General features: G+C 56.3%; 13 protein-coding genes. 5 read left to right on the top strand and 8 right to left on the bottom strand.

Translation table 11 applies throughout. The features are described 5' to 3' along the window. Positions 1 to 140 precede the first annotated feature (140 nt). Both B8P98_RS02595 and B8P98_RS02590 read left to right on the top strand, forming a co-directional pair. The gene (locus B8P98_RS02595) at positions 141 to 1,157 is read left to right on the top strand and encodes a Zn-dependent oxidoreductase (RefSeq protein WP_025713338.1); all 1,017 of its coding nucleotides are present in this window, start codon (positions 141 to 143) and stop codon (positions 1,155 to 1,157) included. An 85-nt stretch (positions 1,158 to 1,242) separates the two neighbouring features. Then, a complete protein-coding gene (locus B8P98_RS02590; RefSeq protein ID WP_025713339.1) occupies positions 1,243 to 2,526 on the top strand; it encodes an MFS transporter in 1,284 nt (427 codons plus the stop codon). A 45-nt stretch (positions 2,527 to 2,571) separates the two neighbouring features. On the opposite strand, the gene B8P98_RS02585 is transcribed toward B8P98_RS02590, so the two are convergent. After that, the gene (locus tag B8P98_RS02585; RefSeq protein WP_080898054.1) at positions 2,572 to 3,507 is read right to left on the bottom strand and encodes a TIGR01212 family radical SAM protein; all 936 of its coding nucleotides are present in this window, start codon (positions 3,505 to 3,507) and stop codon (positions 2,572 to 2,574) included. 673 nt (positions 3,508 to 4,180) lie between these two features. Between B8P98_RS02585 and gltB the strand changes: the two genes are divergently transcribed. Next, on the top strand, positions 4,181 to 8,641 hold the full coding sequence (gene gltB, locus B8P98_RS02575) for a glutamate synthase large subunit (RefSeq protein WP_095032691.1): 4,461 nt from the start codon (positions 4,181 to 4,183) through the stop codon (positions 8,639 to 8,641). A gap of 9 nt (positions 8,642 to 8,650) precedes the next feature. Further along, complete coding sequence (gene gltD / locus B8P98_RS02570) at positions 8,651 to 10,069, top strand: glutamate synthase subunit GltD (RefSeq protein ID WP_025713342.1); 1,419 nt, start codon at positions 8,651 to 8,653, stop codon at positions 10,067 to 10,069. A gap of 55 nt (positions 10,070 to 10,124) precedes the next feature. Here gltD and B8P98_RS02565 read toward each other — a convergent pair whose 3' ends face one another. The 7 genes from B8P98_RS02565 to zapE all read right to left on the bottom strand — a co-directional run bounded on the left by B8P98_RS02565 (position 10,125) and on the right by zapE (position 14,630). Next, a complete protein-coding gene (locus B8P98_RS02565; protein ID WP_080924978.1) occupies positions 10,125 to 10,829 on the bottom strand; it encodes an N-acetylmannosamine-6-phosphate 2-epimerase in 705 nt (234 codons plus the stop codon). Between the two features lie 123 nt (positions 10,830 to 10,952). After that, positions 10,953 to 11,447 (bottom strand): ClpXP protease specificity-enhancing factor, encoded by a 495-nt coding sequence (gene sspB / locus B8P98_RS02560; protein WP_002918465.1) that lies wholly within the window; start codon positions 11,445 to 11,447, stop codon positions 10,953 to 10,955. A 3-nt stretch (positions 11,448 to 11,450) separates the two neighbouring features. Further along, on the bottom strand, positions 11,451 to 12,089 hold the full coding sequence (gene sspA / locus B8P98_RS02555; RefSeq protein ID WP_002918467.1) for a stringent starvation protein SspA: 639 nt from the start codon (positions 12,087 to 12,089) through the stop codon (positions 11,451 to 11,453). Beyond that, positions 12,059 to 12,343, bottom strand: a complete 285-nt coding sequence (locus tag B8P98_RS30360; RefSeq protein WP_136026098.1) for a hypothetical protein — start codon at positions 12,341 to 12,343, stop codon at positions 12,059 to 12,061. Before B8P98_RS30360 ends, sspA begins: the two co-directional genes overlap by 31 nt. 57 nt (positions 12,344 to 12,400) lie before the next feature. Beyond that, positions 12,401 to 12,793: a 30S ribosomal protein S9 gene (gene rpsI / locus B8P98_RS02545; RefSeq protein ID WP_000829818.1), complete on the bottom strand. Its 393-nt coding sequence runs from the start codon at positions 12,791 to 12,793 to the stop codon at positions 12,401 to 12,403. Between the two features lie 15 nt (positions 12,794 to 12,808). Then, positions 12,809 to 13,237: a 50S ribosomal protein L13 gene (gene rplM, locus B8P98_RS02540; protein ID WP_002918559.1), complete on the bottom strand. Its 429-nt coding sequence runs from the start codon at positions 13,235 to 13,237 to the stop codon at positions 12,809 to 12,811. Positions 13,238 to 13,502: 265 nt separating this feature from the next. Then, the gene (gene zapE / locus B8P98_RS02535; RefSeq protein WP_025713345.1) at positions 13,503 to 14,630 is read right to left on the bottom strand and encodes a cell division protein ZapE; all 1,128 of its coding nucleotides are present in this window, start codon (positions 14,628 to 14,630) and stop codon (positions 13,503 to 13,505) included. A 190-nt stretch (positions 14,631 to 14,820) separates the two neighbouring features. On the opposite strand from zapE, the gene zapG reads away from it, so the two are divergent. Further along, positions 14,821 to 15,219, top strand: a complete 399-nt coding sequence (gene zapG, locus B8P98_RS02530; RefSeq protein ID WP_012540461.1) for a Z-ring associated protein ZapG — start codon at positions 14,821 to 14,823, stop codon at positions 15,217 to 15,219. Positions 15,220 to 15,261 lie beyond the last annotated feature (42 nt).

Here is a 15,261-nt window from a genome sequence, read left to right as displayed (position 1 = left end):
TCAATAGATTAATCATGCTATGGCTTTTTCGGACGAGCTTTCTCAAATGTGATCCAGGCCTGATTATGATCTATTGCATACTTGTATGGTAATAAAAGCAGCGAAATTCGTTCAGAAAACAGACAATGGAAGGAATCAAAATGAGAAGCGTCGTCGTCAAAGAGCCAGGCCAACTGAACATTGAATCACGTCCGGTTCCGGTTCCGGCAGCCCATGAAGTACGGGTGAAAATTGCTTTTGCCGGGATCTGTGGTTCCGATGTACACATCTATCACGGCCACAACCCTTTCGCGAAGTATCCCCGCGTCATCGGCCATGAATTCTTTGGCATTATCGACGCCGTGGGCGAGCAGGTTTCCCCGACGCGTATCGGCGAGCGTGTCGCAGTAGACCCCGTTGTCAGTTGCGGCCATTGTTATCCTTGCTCGGTAGGCAGGCCGAATGTCTGTACCCAGCTCCAGGTCATTGGGGTTCACCGCGACGGAGGATTTAGCGACTACGCCTGCGTGCCGGCGAAAAATGCCTGGCACATCCCCGAGGCTATCACCGATCGTCAGGCAACGATGGTTGAGCCTTTTACCATCGCGGCAAATATTACCGCCCAGCTGCAACCCACGGCGCAGGATATTGCCCTGGTTTACGGCGCTGGCCCTATGGGTCTGACGATCATCCAGGCGCTGAAGGGGGTGTATGGCGTTAAGCAGGTCATCGTCGTGGATCGCATTGCCGAACGTCTGCAGATGGCTCGGGAAAACGGCGCCGATCTGACGCTCGATAACACCGACCAGCCGCTCGCTGAACAGCTGGCGCAGCGGCAGCTGGCTCCGACGCTGGTCATTGATGCCGCTTGTCACCCGGCGATCCTCCAGGAGGCCATTCTTCTCGCCTCCCCCGCCGCCCGCATCGGTATACTCGGCTTCTCCGGCGAAGCCTCTACTCTCACCCAGCAAAGTATCACCAGTAAAGAAATTTCCATTTTCTCTTCCCGCCTGAACAGCGGACGCTTTCCGCTGGTAATTGACTGGATGGAGAAAGGGCTTATCCATCCTGATGCATTAATCACCCATTGTATGCCGCTGGAACAGGTGAAAGAGGCCATGGAGATATTTGCCAACGATCGTAAAACCTGTTGCAAGGTGCTGCTGCAGCTAGGCTAAACCCTCATCATTTTAAATAACGGCCAACGGATACCTTTTTATCCGTTGCGCCTGAAATAAATAATATACTGAGCATGGTGTTATCATGGGAAAAAATATTCGCTGGATTATCGTCCTGTTATTATTTTTAGTATATATGATAAATTATCTGGACCGGGTGGCATTATCCATTACGGTACCGATGATTGAAAAAGATCTCGCGCTTAACGCTGAGCAGTTTGGCATGATTTTCGGTAGCTTTTTCTTCGGTTACGCGGTCTTTAATTTTATTGGCGGTCTGGCCGTGGATAAATTCGGCGCAACGCTGGTGATGGGTCTGGCGGTCGGTCTGTGGTCGCTATTTTGCGGCTTAACCGCGGTTGCCACCGGTTTTTATTCCATGCTGGTGCTGCGGGTGCTTTTCGGGATGGCGGAAGGCCCGATTTGCGCGTCGGCGAACAAAATGATCAACGGCTGGTTTCCTAAAAAGCAAGCGGCTACCGCCGTCGGCTTCCTCAGCGCTGGCTCTCCGCTGGGCGGCGCAGTCGCTGGCCCCATCGTGGGTTACCTGGCTCTGGCATTCGGCTGGCGTCCCGCGTTTATGATTATTTTCGCTATCGGTATTGTCTGGATGATAGCGTGGTTTTTTATTGCCGCTAATTCGCCCGAAAAGCATAAAAAAGTCAGCCAGGAAGAACTTAAGCTGATTAATAAAATGAAGGAAGAAGAAGTCGCGCTGGAAACAACAGAAAATCAAACGGCTCACTCGCTGGGTTATTATCTGAAACAACCTATTATTCTGGTGACAGCCTTTGCCTTCTTCTGCTACAACTATATTCTGTTTTTCTTTCTCAGCTGGTTCCCGTCCTATCTGGTACAACAGCACCATCTGGATATTAAACAGATGAGCCTTACCACCATGATCCCATGGATAGTCGGCTTTGTCGGTCTGGCGCTTGGAGGCTATATCTCCGATAAAATTTTTAAAATTACCGGCCGCCTGCTGCTGTCGCGCAAAATTGTACTGGTGGTATGTCTGCTAATGGCCGCTATCTGCGTCGGGCTCGCGGGTACCGTCAGCAGCGTCGTTCCTGCCGTTCTGCTCATGTCGGTCTCCATCTTTTTCCTCTATGTGACCGGGGCGATCTACTGGGCGATTATCCAGGACGTGGTGCATAAATCCCGCGTCGGCGGTGCCAGCGGCTTTATCCACCTTATCGGCAGTATCTCGGGTATTGTGGGGCCGATTGTCACTGGCTATATCGTGCAGTCTACCGGTAAATTCGACAGCGCCTTTGTCCTCGCCGGCACTATCGCCGCGCTCGGCGCCCTGCTGGTGCTGTTCGTGATCAAAACTCCGCGAGTGACGATGAAAGCCAGCCAGGCATAATGGCAGGAGAGCGATGTCCGGCATTGTCCCGGACATCGCGTGCTCCTACTTCTCAACCAGGGGAGCGACCCAGCTGCGGCCCAGCGCCGAGCCCTGAGCGCCCTGCTCATTCAGATAACGATCCAGTTCGACCATTCCGGTCCAGCGATTTTCGCACCACAGCGGCGCCAGCAGCGTGGGACGGCGGGCGCTGGCCGAAATACGGTGGTAGATCACCTCCGGCGGCGTATGGCGGATCATCTCCCCGGCGGTCACGGTATACGCCTCCAGTTCGATGCCATCGAGGCGCCCGGCTTGCCAGGCTTTGGCCATAATGCTGCCTTTAACAATGTGCAGCGGGTGCAGCTTGATACCATCCACCCCGGTCGCCACCACCTGCTCCAGGGTCTGCAGACAGTGCTCCTGGGTTTCCCCGGGCAGACCGACGATCAGATGCGTGCAGACTTTCAGCCCTCGCTCTCGCGCCAGGCGCGCGGTACGCTGGTAACAGGCGAAATCATGTCCACGGTTAATGCGATGCAGGGTTTTATCATGGGCAGTTTGCAGCCCCAGCTCCAGCCACACCTCATACCCCTGCTGATGGTATTCACTTAGCAGGTCAAGGACTGCCTCCGGCACGCAGTCCGGACGAGTGCCGACGCAGAGGCCAACGATATTTGCGGCACTGACGGCCTGACGATACATTGAGCGGAGCACCTGCACTTCAGCGAAGGTGCTGGTGTAGGCCTGAAAATAGGCCAGATAGCGCTTCGCCCGGTTGACGAGCTGCGCCTGATGAGCAAGTTGCTCGGCGATGGAACGATGCTGCTGCGCCTCATCGGCAAAGGAAGCCACATTACAGAAAGTGCAGCCGCCACGGCCCAGCGTTCCGTCGCGATTTGGGCAGCTAAAACCGCCGTGCAGCGTCAGCTTATGGACCTTTTCGCCGTAGCGGCGCGTAAGATCCCCACCAAACATATTGACTAATTTCTGTAACTGCATAATCTGATAGACCGGCCTCAACAAAGGGGGCCAAGCCTGCCATTTTTCGTCACCGACGGCGATGACCTGGATCAATCGTCAACGCGGCGGCCAATCCTATTGCATAAACAATCATGATTACTGCAATTTCATTCACCAGTGAGGTGATGAGTTTTGCTTATATTTAGCGTGCTGGTAGCCCTAATCTTCTACATGATAAAAAACAGTATTAATATCTACCAGATAAAATGTATGCAGCTAAATATACTAACAGTAGGTTATATTTTAGCGCATAACGGTAATGCAAAGCCGCGTGCATAGTGAGACAGATCACACTACCTCATCCTTCCTCAGGCGTTTACAAAGCATAAAAAAAGGTATAATTTACAATAAAAACAACAAGTTAAATGCTGTATAGCACATTTTTGTATTAATAAGATTGCCATTTGACGTAAGTGTGGATTCCCGATAAGTTGGGAATCCGCTGGAAGCTTTCTGGATGAGCACTCTGCTCATCATATTTATGCAGTAATTGAGATTCCCTCTTAACAGCAAGTCCTCAAACTTGTGTACCGATGCGAAAAGGATTTAAAGAGGGCGAATGCGAGGTGCAAACCCCGTCGCCACGCTCTTTCTGTGCCTGTGCGCAATCGGTATCGGAGGGTGTCCGTAGAGCCTGGGGAGGTTCACTGATATGTTGTACGACAAATCCCTTGAGAGGGATAACTGTGGTTTCGGCCTGATCGCCCACATAGAAGGCGAACCTAGCCACAAGGTAGTGCGAACCGCGATACACGCACTGGCCCGCATGCAGCACCGTGGCGCAATCCTTGCCGATGGTAAAACCGGCGACGGTTGCGGTCTGCTGCTGCAAAAACCCGATCGTTTCTTCCGCATCGTTGCTGAAGAGCGCGGCTGGCGTTTAGCCAAAAACTACGCCGTTGGGATGCTGTTCCTGAATAAAGATCCTGAGCTGGCTAAAGCGGCGCGCCGCATCGTTGAAGAAGAACTTCAACTTGAGACCCTGTCGATTGTCGGCTGGCGCGATGTGCCGACCAACGAAGGCGTGCTCGGTGAAATCGCCCTCTCCTCGCTGCCCCGTATTGAGCAAATCTTTGTGAACGCCCCGGCTGGCTGGCGCCCGCGCGATATGGAGCGCCGTCTGTTTATTGCGCGTCGTCGCATTGAAAAACGCCTGCAGGATGACAAAGATTTCTACGTTTGTAGCCTGTCGAACCTGGTCAATATCTATAAAGGTCTGTGTATGCCGGCGGATTTGCCGCGCTTCTACCTGGACCTCGCGGACCTGCGCCTGGAGTCGGCTATTAGCCTGTTCCACCAGCGCTTCTCCACTAACACCGTGCCGCGCTGGCCGCTGGCGCAACCGTTCCGCTACCTGGCGCACAACGGTGAAATCAACACCATCACCGGCAACCGTCAGTGGGCTCGCGCTCGTACCTATAAGTTCCAGACTCCGTTGATCCCTGACCTGCATGACGCCGCGCCGTTCGTTAACGAAACCGGCTCTGATTCCAGTTCAATGGATAACATGCTGGAGCTGCTGCTGGCCGGCGGGATGGATATCGTGCGCGCCATGCGCCTGCTGGTGCCGCCAGCCTGGCAGAACAACCCGGATATGGATCCGGAGCTGCGTTCGTTCTTCGACTTTAACTCCATGCATATGGAGCCGTGGGACGGCCCGGCGGGCATCGTCATGTCCGATGGTCGCTACGCGGCCTGTAACCTCGACCGTAATGGCCTGCGCCCGGCGCGCTACGTCATTACCAAAGATAAGCTCATCACCTGCGCCTCTGAAGTCGGTATCTGGGACTACCAGCCGGACGAAGTGGTCGAGAAAGGCCGCGTGGGCCCGGGGGAGCTGATGGTTATCGATACCCGTGCCGGACGCATTCTGCACTCGGCGGAAACCGATGACGATCTGAAAAGCCGCCATCCGTATAAAGAGTGGATGGAGAAAAACGTTCGTCGCCTGGTACCGTTCGAAGATCTGCCGGACGAAGAAGTTGGCAGCCGCCAGCTGGACGACGACACGCTCGCCAGCTTCCAGAAACAGTTTAACTACAGTGCGGAAGAGCTGGATTCCGTCCTGCGCGTGCTCGGCGAGAATGGCCAGGAAGCGGTCGGCTCAATGGGCGATGACACGCCTTTCGCCGTGCTCTCCAGTCAGCCGCGTATTATCTACGATTACTTCCGTCAGCAGTTTGCCCAGGTGACGAACCCACCGATCGATCCGCTGCGTGAAGCCCATGTTATGTCGCTGGCCACCAGCATCGGTCGCGAAATGAACGTCTTCTGCGAAGCGGAAGGCCAGGCCCATCGTCTGAGTTTCAAATCGCCGATCCTGCTGTACTCCGATTTCAAACAGCTGACAACGATGGAAGAAGAGCACTACCGTGCCGACGTCCTCGACATCACTTTCAATCCGGCAGAGGCCTCCCTCAGCGAGACGGTGAAAGCGCTGTGTGACAAAGCGGAGCAAATGGTGCGCAACGGCACCGTGCTGCTGGTGCTCTCTGACCGCAACATTGCTAAAGACCGTCTGCCGGTACCGGCGCCAATGGCCGTTGGCGCAATCCAGACCCGTCTGGTCGATAAAAGTCTGCGTTGCGATGCCAACATCATCGTTGAAACCGCCAGCGCCCGCGATCCGCACCACTTCGCCGTGCTGCTCGGCTTCGGTGCGACGGCTATCTACCCGTACCTCGCCTATGAAACGCTGGCGAAGCTGGTCGACAGCAAAGCCATCGATAAAGCGTACCGTGCGGTGATGCTGAACTATCGCAACGGTATCAACAAAGGTCTGTACAAGATCATGTCGAAGATGGGGATCTCGACCATCGCGTCCTACCGCTGCTCGAAGCTGTTCGAAGCGGTCGGTCTGCATCGCGAGGTTTCCGATCTCTGCTTCCAGGGCGTGGTCAGCCGTATCGGCGGCGCCGGCTTCGACGATTTCCAGCAGGATCTGCTGAATCTGTCGAAACGCGCCTGGCTGGCACGTAAGCCACTGGCTCAGGGCGGCCTGCTGAAGTTCGTGCACGGCGGCGAATATCACGCCTACAACCCGGACGTGGTTCAGACCCTGCAGAAAGCCGTGCAGAGCGGCGAATACAGCGACTATCAACAATACGCGAAATTGGTTAACGAACGTCCGGCGGCCACGCTGCGCGATCTGCTGGCGCTCAATCCAGGCGAAGACGCTGTCAGTATCGACGACGTAGAACCGGCGAAAGAGCTGTTCAAACGCTTCGATACCGCGGCGATGTCGATCGGCGCCCTGAGCCCGGAAGCGCACGAATCGCTGGCGGAAGCGATGAACAGCATCGGCGGCTTCTCTAACTCCGGTGAAGGCGGCGAAGACCCGGCGCGCTACGGCACCAATAAAGTGTCGCGCATCAAGCAGGTGGCGTCCGGCCGCTTCGGCGTCACGCCAGCCTATCTGGTCAACGCCGACGTTATCCAGATCAAAGTCGCCCAGGGGGCGAAGCCGGGTGAAGGCGGTCAGTTGCCGGGTGATAAAGTCACCCCGTACATCGCCAAACTGCGCTATTCCGTTCCGGGCGTGACGCTGATCTCCCCGCCGCCGCACCACGATATCTACTCTATCGAGGATTTGGCGCAGCTGATTTTCGACCTCAAGCAGGTCAACCCGAAAGCGATGATTTCGGTCAAACTGGTTTCTGAACCGGGCGTTGGCACCATCGCCACCGGCGTGGCCAAAGCCTATGCCGATCTGATCACCATTGCCGGCTACGACGGCGGCACCGGAGCGAGCCCGCTCTCTTCGGTGAAATATGCCGGCTGTCCGTGGGAGCTTGGCCTGGTGGAAACCCAGCAGGCGCTGGTCGCTAACGGTCTGCGTCATAAGATCCGTCTGCAGGTGGATGGCGGCCTGAAAACCGGCCTCGATATCATCAAAGCGGCGATCCTCGGCGCAGAGAGCTTCGGTTTCGGTACCGGCCCGATGGTCGCGCTGGGCTGTAAATACCTGCGTATTTGCCACCTGAACAACTGCGCGACCGGCGTGGCGACTCAGGATGACAAACTGCGTAAGAACCACTATCACGGTCTGCCGTTCAAAGTGACCAACTACTTTGAATTTATCGCCCGTGAGACCCGCGAGCTGATGGCCCAGCTGGGCGTCAAGCGTCTGGTGGATCTGATCGGCCGCACCGATCTGCTCAAAGAGCTGGATGGGTTTACTGCCAAGCAGCAGAAACTGGATCTGGGTAAACTGCTGGAGACCGCAGAGCCGCATCCGGGCAAAGCGTTGTACTGCACCGAAAACAACCCGCCGTTCGATAACGGCGTGCTCAACGCCCAGCTGCTGCAGCAGGCGAAACCGTACGTGGATGAAAAGCAGAGCAAGACGTTCTGGTTTGATATCCGCAACACTGACCGCTCCGTGGGGGCCTCGCTGTCCGGGTATATCGCCCAGACCCATGGCGACCAGGGACTGGCGGGCGACCCGATCGTCGCTCACTTTAGTGGTACCGCGGGGCAGAGCTTCGGCGTGTGGAACGCCGGTGGCGTAGAGCTGCATCTGACCGGCGATGCCAACGACTATGTCGGTAAAGGCATGGCGGGCGGTCTGCTGGCCATTCGTCCTCCGGTCGGCTCTGCGTTCCGCAGCCATGAAGCCAGCATTATCGGCAACACCTGCCTGTACGGCGCGACCGGTGGTCGTCTGTACGCCGCAGGCCGCGCGGGTGAGCGTTTCGCCGTGCGTAACTCCGGCGCCATTACCGTGGTGGAAGGCATCGGTGACAACGGCTGTGAATATATGACCGGCGGCATCGTCTGCGTGCTCGGTAAAACCGGCGTCAACTTTGGCGCAGGGATGACCGGCGGCTTTGCTTATGTCCTGGATGAAGATGGCGACTTCCGTAAACGCGTGAACCCGGAACTGGTGGAAGTGCTGGACGTTGATTCCCTGGCTATCCATGAAGAGCACCTGCGCGGTTTAATCACCGAACACGTGCAGCTTACCGGTTCGCAACGTGGCGAAGAGATCCTCGCCAACTGGCCGGCCTTCTCCGCGAAGTTTGCGCTGGTTAAACCGAAGTCCAGCGATGTTAAAGCACTGTTGGGTCACCGTAGTCGTTCCGCAGCTGAGCTGCGGGTGCAGGCGCAGTAAGGGGTTAAGATGAGTCAGAACGTTTATCAATTTATCGACCTGCAGCGCGTTGATCCGCCAAAGAAACCGCTGAAGATCCGTAAAATTGAGTTTGTGGAAATTTACGAGCCGTTTTCAGAAGGCCAGGCCAAGGCGCAGGCAGATCGCTGCCTCTCCTGCGGCAACCCGTACTGCGAATGGAAGTGCCCGGTGCATAACTACATCCCGAACTGGCTGAAGCTGGCCAACGAGGGGCGTATTTTTGAGGCGGCTGAGCTGTCGCATCAGACCAACACCCTGCCGGAAGTCTGCGGGCGCGTTTGCCCGCAGGACCGCCTGTGTGAAGGCTCCTGTACGCTGAACGATGAGTTCGGCGCGGTGACCATCGGCAACATCGAGCGCTATATCAATGACAAAGCGTTCGAAATGGGCTGGCGCCCGGATCTCTCCGGCGTGAAGCCGACCGGTAAAACCGTCGCGATCATCGGCGCCGGACCGGCGGGCCTCGCCTGTGCCGACGTGTTGACCCGTAACGGCGTTAAAGCGGTGGTGTTTGACCGCCATCCGGAAATCGGCGGCCTCCTGACCTTCGGTATTCCGGCGTTCAAGCTGGAAAAAGAGGTAATGACCCGCCGCCGGGAGATCTTCACCGGCATGGGGATTGAGTTCAAACTCAATACCGAAGTGGGCCGGGACGTGCAGCTCGACGACCTGCTGAAAGAGTACGATGCCGTGTTCCTCGGCGTTGGCACCTATCAGTCGATGCGCGGTGGACTGGACAACGAAGACGCCCCGGGCGTCTACGACGCGCTGCCGTTCCTGATCGCTAACACCAAACAGATCATGGGCTTTGGCGAAACGGCCGATGAGCCCTATGTCAGCATGGAAGGCAAACGCGTGGTCGTGCTCGGCGGTGGCGACACCGCGATGGACTGCGTGCGGACCTCCATTCGTCAGAATGCGGCGCACGTGATCTGCGCCTATCGTCGTGACGAAGAGAACATGCCGGGTTCAAAACGCGAAGTGAAAAACGCGCGTGAGGAAGGCGTTGAGTTCCAGTTCAACGTCCAGCCGCTGGGTGTGGAAGTGAATGCCAATGGCAAAGTGTGCGGCGTGAAGATGGCGCGCACCGAAATGGGCCAGCCGGACGCGAAAGGCCGCCGTCGCGCGGAGATCGTCCCTGGTTCAGAGCATGTGGTGCCGGCAGACGCCGTAGTGATGGCGTTTGGTTTCCGTCCGCACAGCATGGAGTGGCTGGCGAAGCACAGCGTCGAGCTGGACTCTCAGGGCCGTATCATTGCGCCGGAAGGCAGCGACAACGCCTTCCAGACCAGCAACCCGAAAATCTTCGCCGGTGGCGATATCGTTCGCGGTTCCGACCTGGTGGTGACAGCGATTGCCGAAGGCCGGAAAGCGGCGGACGGGATCCTCAACTACCTCGAGGTCTGATTAGGCTCTGAGCCTCAGCGCATAAAAGCCCGATGGTTAACGCCATCGGGCTTTTTTATTGCTCATTCGCCGGGCAAACCGCCGCTTTCAGCGCCGAATTATACCAGCCGCAGATATGCTCTAAGCGAGTGATCGCCGAGCCGACGGTCACCGCCCACGCGCCGCAGCGCATCGCCTCCGCCGCCTGGGCTGGCGTGTTATAGCGCCCCTCGGCAATCACCCGGCAGCCTGCCACGCTCAGGCTTTTCACCAGCGCCAGGTCCGGCTCAACAGGTGTCTCATTCGCGATATAGCCCGAGAGGGTGGTACCGATAATCTCAGCGCCCAACTGCCAGCACTCGAGAGCGTCGTCGAGAGATGAGCAATCGGCCATCGCCACTTTCCCCTGCTGGTGAATTTCAGCTAACAGTGACGAAACGGTGGCCAGACGCCGCCGCCGCGTGCCGTCGAAAGCAATGATATCGGCCCCGGCCTGCGCCAGCGCGTCGATATCTTCCAGCCATGGCGTAATACGCACCGGGCTATCGGGCAAATCGCGTTTGATCAACCCAATAACGGGCACCGTCACTAACGGACGAACGGCCTGCAGGTTGGCCAGCCCTTCGATGCGCAGCGCTACCGCTCCCGCCTGCTCAGCCGCCAGCGCCATTGCCGCGACGATAGCGGGGTTATCCAGCGGACTGCCCGGTACCGGCTGGCAGGAAACGATTAACCCACCATGAAGGTGTATACGCGAATTTAGTTGTGCCAATAAAGACATTCCTGCTCCCTGAACGATACGTTTAGCGTAACAGTATCAGCCGCAGGACGTGCGATGTGTGGCGGGGTTAACAAAGCAGACAGTCAAAAAAACAGGCCCCGCAGGGCCTGTCAGAGAAGGGGTTTACTTCACCACGCGCAGCGCCGGGCGACCACCGCGCGGCGGCGGCGTGTCGTCAGGATCGTCGTCGTGATTATCCGGCTTATCGCCATCGATCACCGACATCACCGTTTCGCTTTCACTCTCAGGCGCGACGTCATCATCGTTGAGGCTGCTGACATCTTCGTCATAGGCCGCTTCCGGTTCAAACATCGTGCCGGCGCCGTTCTCACGGGCATAGATGGCGAGTACCGCAGCCAGCGGGACAGAAACGTTACGCGGCACGCCGCCAAAGCGCGCGTTAAAGCGCACTTCATCGTTCGCCAGCTCGAGATTGCCGACCGCACGCGGGGCAATGTTGAGAACGATTTGCCCGTCACGCGCGTACTCCATTGGCACGAGCACGCCCGGCAGCGTGACATCCACCACCAGGTGCGGCGTCAGCTGGTTATCCAGCAGCCAGTCATAAAACGCCCGTAACAGATACGGGCGACGCGGCGTCAGCTGTGATACATCCATTATTTAGCCCCGACCGAGGCGCATTTCACGCTCGGCTTCAGTTAAAGAAGCGAGGAAGGAATCACGCTCAAATACGCGAGTCATATAGCCTTTGAGCTCTTTCGCACCTGCGCCAACCAGTTCCACACCGAGAACCGGCAGACGCCACAGCAGCGGCGCCAGGTAGCAGTCTACCAGGCTGAACTCATCGCTCAGGAAGTAAGGTTTCTGGGTGAAGACCGGCGCGATGGCCAGCAGTTCTTCACGCAGCTGCTTACGCGCAGCATCAGCTTGTGCTGCGGTACCGCTCTGGATGGTATTCATCAGCGAATACCAGTCCTTCTCGATACGTTGCATATACAGGCGGCTTTCACCACGCGCCACCGGATAAACCGGCATTAACGGCGGGTGCGGGAAACGCTCATCCAGATACTCCATAATGATGCGGGATTCCCACAGAGTGAGCTCACGATCCACCAGCGTCGGTACGCTTTGATTCGGGTTGAGGTCAATCAGATCCTGAGGCGGGTTGTCCTTCTCCACGTGCTCTATCTCAAAACTGACACCTTTTTCGGCCAGCACAATGCGGACCTGATGGCTATAGATGTCAGTAGGACCAGAAAACAGCGTCATTACCGAACGTTTGTTGGCAGCGACAGCCATGAAAACCTCCAGGTATATTCAGAATTTTGTACTGCTGCCAGCCACTCATGGCCAGCCAGATGTAAAAACCCCAGTAGCGTGATGTCACCTTCGTTCACGAATAAAACAAAAAATGAACAATCACCAGCATTTGGGCAGAAAATTGGATGATAGTTTACCAGATTTTGAAGACGTTGTGGTGAGGGGATTCTGGAAATGCTGAAAAAGTGGCGAGAACCGGCGCTATGCTTGTGGATAACAGCCGTTTTATCCATAAAAAAACCCGCCGAAGCGGGTTTTTTCGCAAATTGTTCTGCGTGAGCAGAAAACAATTAACGTTTGGAGAACTGCGGACGACGACGTGCTTTACGCAGACCGACTTTCTTACGTTCAACCTGACGAGCGTCACGAGTAACGAAGCCAGCTTTACGCAGTTCAGAACGCAGGGACTCGTCGTACTCCATCAGAGCGCGGGTGATACCGTGACGGATCGCACCAGCCTGACCAGAGATACCACCACCTTTAACAGTGATGTACAGATCCAGTTTCTCAACCATGTCGACCAGTTCCAGCGGCTGGCGAACTACCATGCGGGCAGTTTCGCGACCGAAGTACTGTTCCAGAGAACGCTGGTTGATAACGATTTTGCCGTTGCCCGGTTTGATGAAAACGCGAGCTGCGGAACTTTTGCGGCGACCAGTGCCGTAGTATTGATTTTCAGCCATTGCCTATAATCCCGATTAGATGTCAAGAACTTGCGGTTGCTGTGCCGCGTGGTTGTGCTCGTTACCCGCGTAAACTTTCAGTTTACGGTACATAGCACGACCCAGCGGGCCTTTTGGCAGCATGCCTTTAACCGCGATTTCAATCACACGCTCAGGACGGCGGGCAATCATCTCTTCAAAGGTCGCTTCTTTGATACCACCGATGTGGCCGGTGTGGTGGTAGTACATTTTGTCTTCGCGCTTGTTGCCGGTAACAGCAACTTTTTCTGCGTTCAGAACGATGATGTAATCACCGGTATCAACGTGCGGAGTGTATTCCGCTTTGTGCTTACCGCGCAGGCGACGAGCCAGTTCAGTAGCCAGACGGCCCAGAGTTTTACCGGTCGCGTCAACAACATACCAGTCGCGTTTTACGGTTTCTGGTTTAGCTGTAAAAGTTTTCATTAAAAGCTTACCCAAATAATAAGTTACACGTTGGTGAACACCCAAACGTTTAGTCAGTTGAGGTTCACACGACATTGTCCAGCAAACCTACCCCTTCGAATAGCCTATGCCGGCGCATAGAAAGTTTCGGGAAAAAAACCTTCTCGTAACGTGGGGTCGCAAGATTATAGAGAAGTCGGGGTCAAAGATCGACCCCTTTATGAGATTTTTCAGGCAGGTCCCGGGACAGCCTTGCGGCCCTGAATCCGCCTGAAAAAGTGCCCTGTCAGGGCATATGCGGACGCTTGAGATACTCTTCGCTCTGCATCTCCTGCAGACGCGACAGACAGCGCTGGAACTCAAACTTCAGCCGCTCGCCCTGGTAAATGTCGTACAGCGGTACCGCGGCGCTGACCACCAGTTTGACATGACGCTCATAGAACTCATCCACCAGGGCGATAAAGCGCCGGGCTTCGCTTTCCAGCTGCGCGGTCATCACCGGCACGTCGAACAGCATCACGGTATGGAACAGGCGGGAGAGCGCGATATAGTCATGCTGACTGCGCGCATCCACGCACAGCGTGGCGAATGATGCCGCCAGCGTCTGGTTTTCCACGCCGAGGGTCGGCAGCTCACGGTGGTTGACCTCCAGCGTCGGCCCGGCAGCGCGCGGCGCGCCGGCCAGCGCGAGCCACAGTTTATCCATCTGTTCACGCGTGTCGTTATTCAGCGGCGACAACCACAGGTGCGCTTGCGTCAGGGTACGCAAGCGATAATCGATTCCGGCATCGACGTTCATAATATCGCAATGCTGCTTGATGGCGTCGATAGCGGGCAGAAAACGGGCACGCTGCAAGCCATTGCGATAGAGCTCATCCGGCGGAATATTGGAGGTGGCGACCAGGGTGATGCCGCGGGCAAACAGGGCTTTCATCAGCCCGCCCAGCAGCATGGCGTCGGTAATATCGGAGACAAAAAACTCGTCGAAGCAGAGCACGTCGGTTTCCGCTTTAAAGCGGTCGGCGACAATCTCCAGCGGGTCGCTATGGCCCTGCAGGGTGGTCAGCTCTTCGTGAACCCGCAGCATAAAGCGATGGAAATGCAGGCGCTGCTTACGCTCGCCCGGCAGGCTCTGGTAAAACAGGTCCATCAGCCAGGTTTTCCCCCGCCCTACGCCGCCCCACATATACAGGCCGCGGACAGGTGCCGCCTCGGCAGCCGGTTCGCGCTTACCCAGCAGTTTGCCGAATTTCGCGCGCAAACCGCCGCCAGACGCGACGGGCGCGGGCTGAGTCTGCAGTTCCTGGTAAATGGTATCAAGGCGGCTCACCGCTTCTTGCTGGACGTCGTCGGGTTGATGGCTGCCCTCTTTCAGGGCTAAAAGGTAACGCGATGTTGGAGACAGGCTTTGCATGATCTAATTGTTATTCCTTGAAAACCGTAATGCCGAAGCTCACGATTGACGAAAAAAAGGCCGTTCTACACTACGCGATGATACGCCAGGATTCCACTTCTGTGGAATTAGCGGTTATAGTGGCACTATCGGGCGCAGGCGGAGAGCCTAACAGCCACCCTACGGAACCACAAAACAACGGGAGATGTTCATGACCTGGGAATACGCGCTAATTGGGTTAGTCGTCGGTATCATCATTGGTGCCGTCGCCATGCGTTTCGGCAACCGCAAACTGCGCCAGCAGCAGGCGCTGCAGTTTGAACTGGAAAAGAATAAAGCCGAGCTTGAAGAGTACCGTGAAGAGCTGGTGAGCCACTTTGCGCGCAGCGCCGAACTGTTAGATAACATGGCGCATGACTATCGTCAGCTGTATCAGCATATGGCGAAAAGCTCTAACAACCTGCTGCCGGACTCTATGGCAGACGCCAACCCGTTCCGCAACCGCCTGGAAGAGTCTGAAGCCAGCAACGATCAGGCACCGGTCCAGATGCCGCGCGACTATTCCGAAGGCGCATCCGGTTTGCTGCGTGGTGGTGCAAAACGCGATTAATGAATTACTTCTGATTAAATTTTCTCCGGGCGCACCTGCTGC

It is taken from the genome of Klebsiella quasivariicola (assembly GCF_002269255.1).
Classification (GTDB): Bacteria; Pseudomonadota; Gammaproteobacteria; order Enterobacterales; family Enterobacteriaceae; genus Klebsiella; species Klebsiella quasivariicola.
The sequence above is the reverse complement of the archived record's forward strand: the minus strand, read 5'-3'. Positions and strand labels throughout refer to the sequence as shown.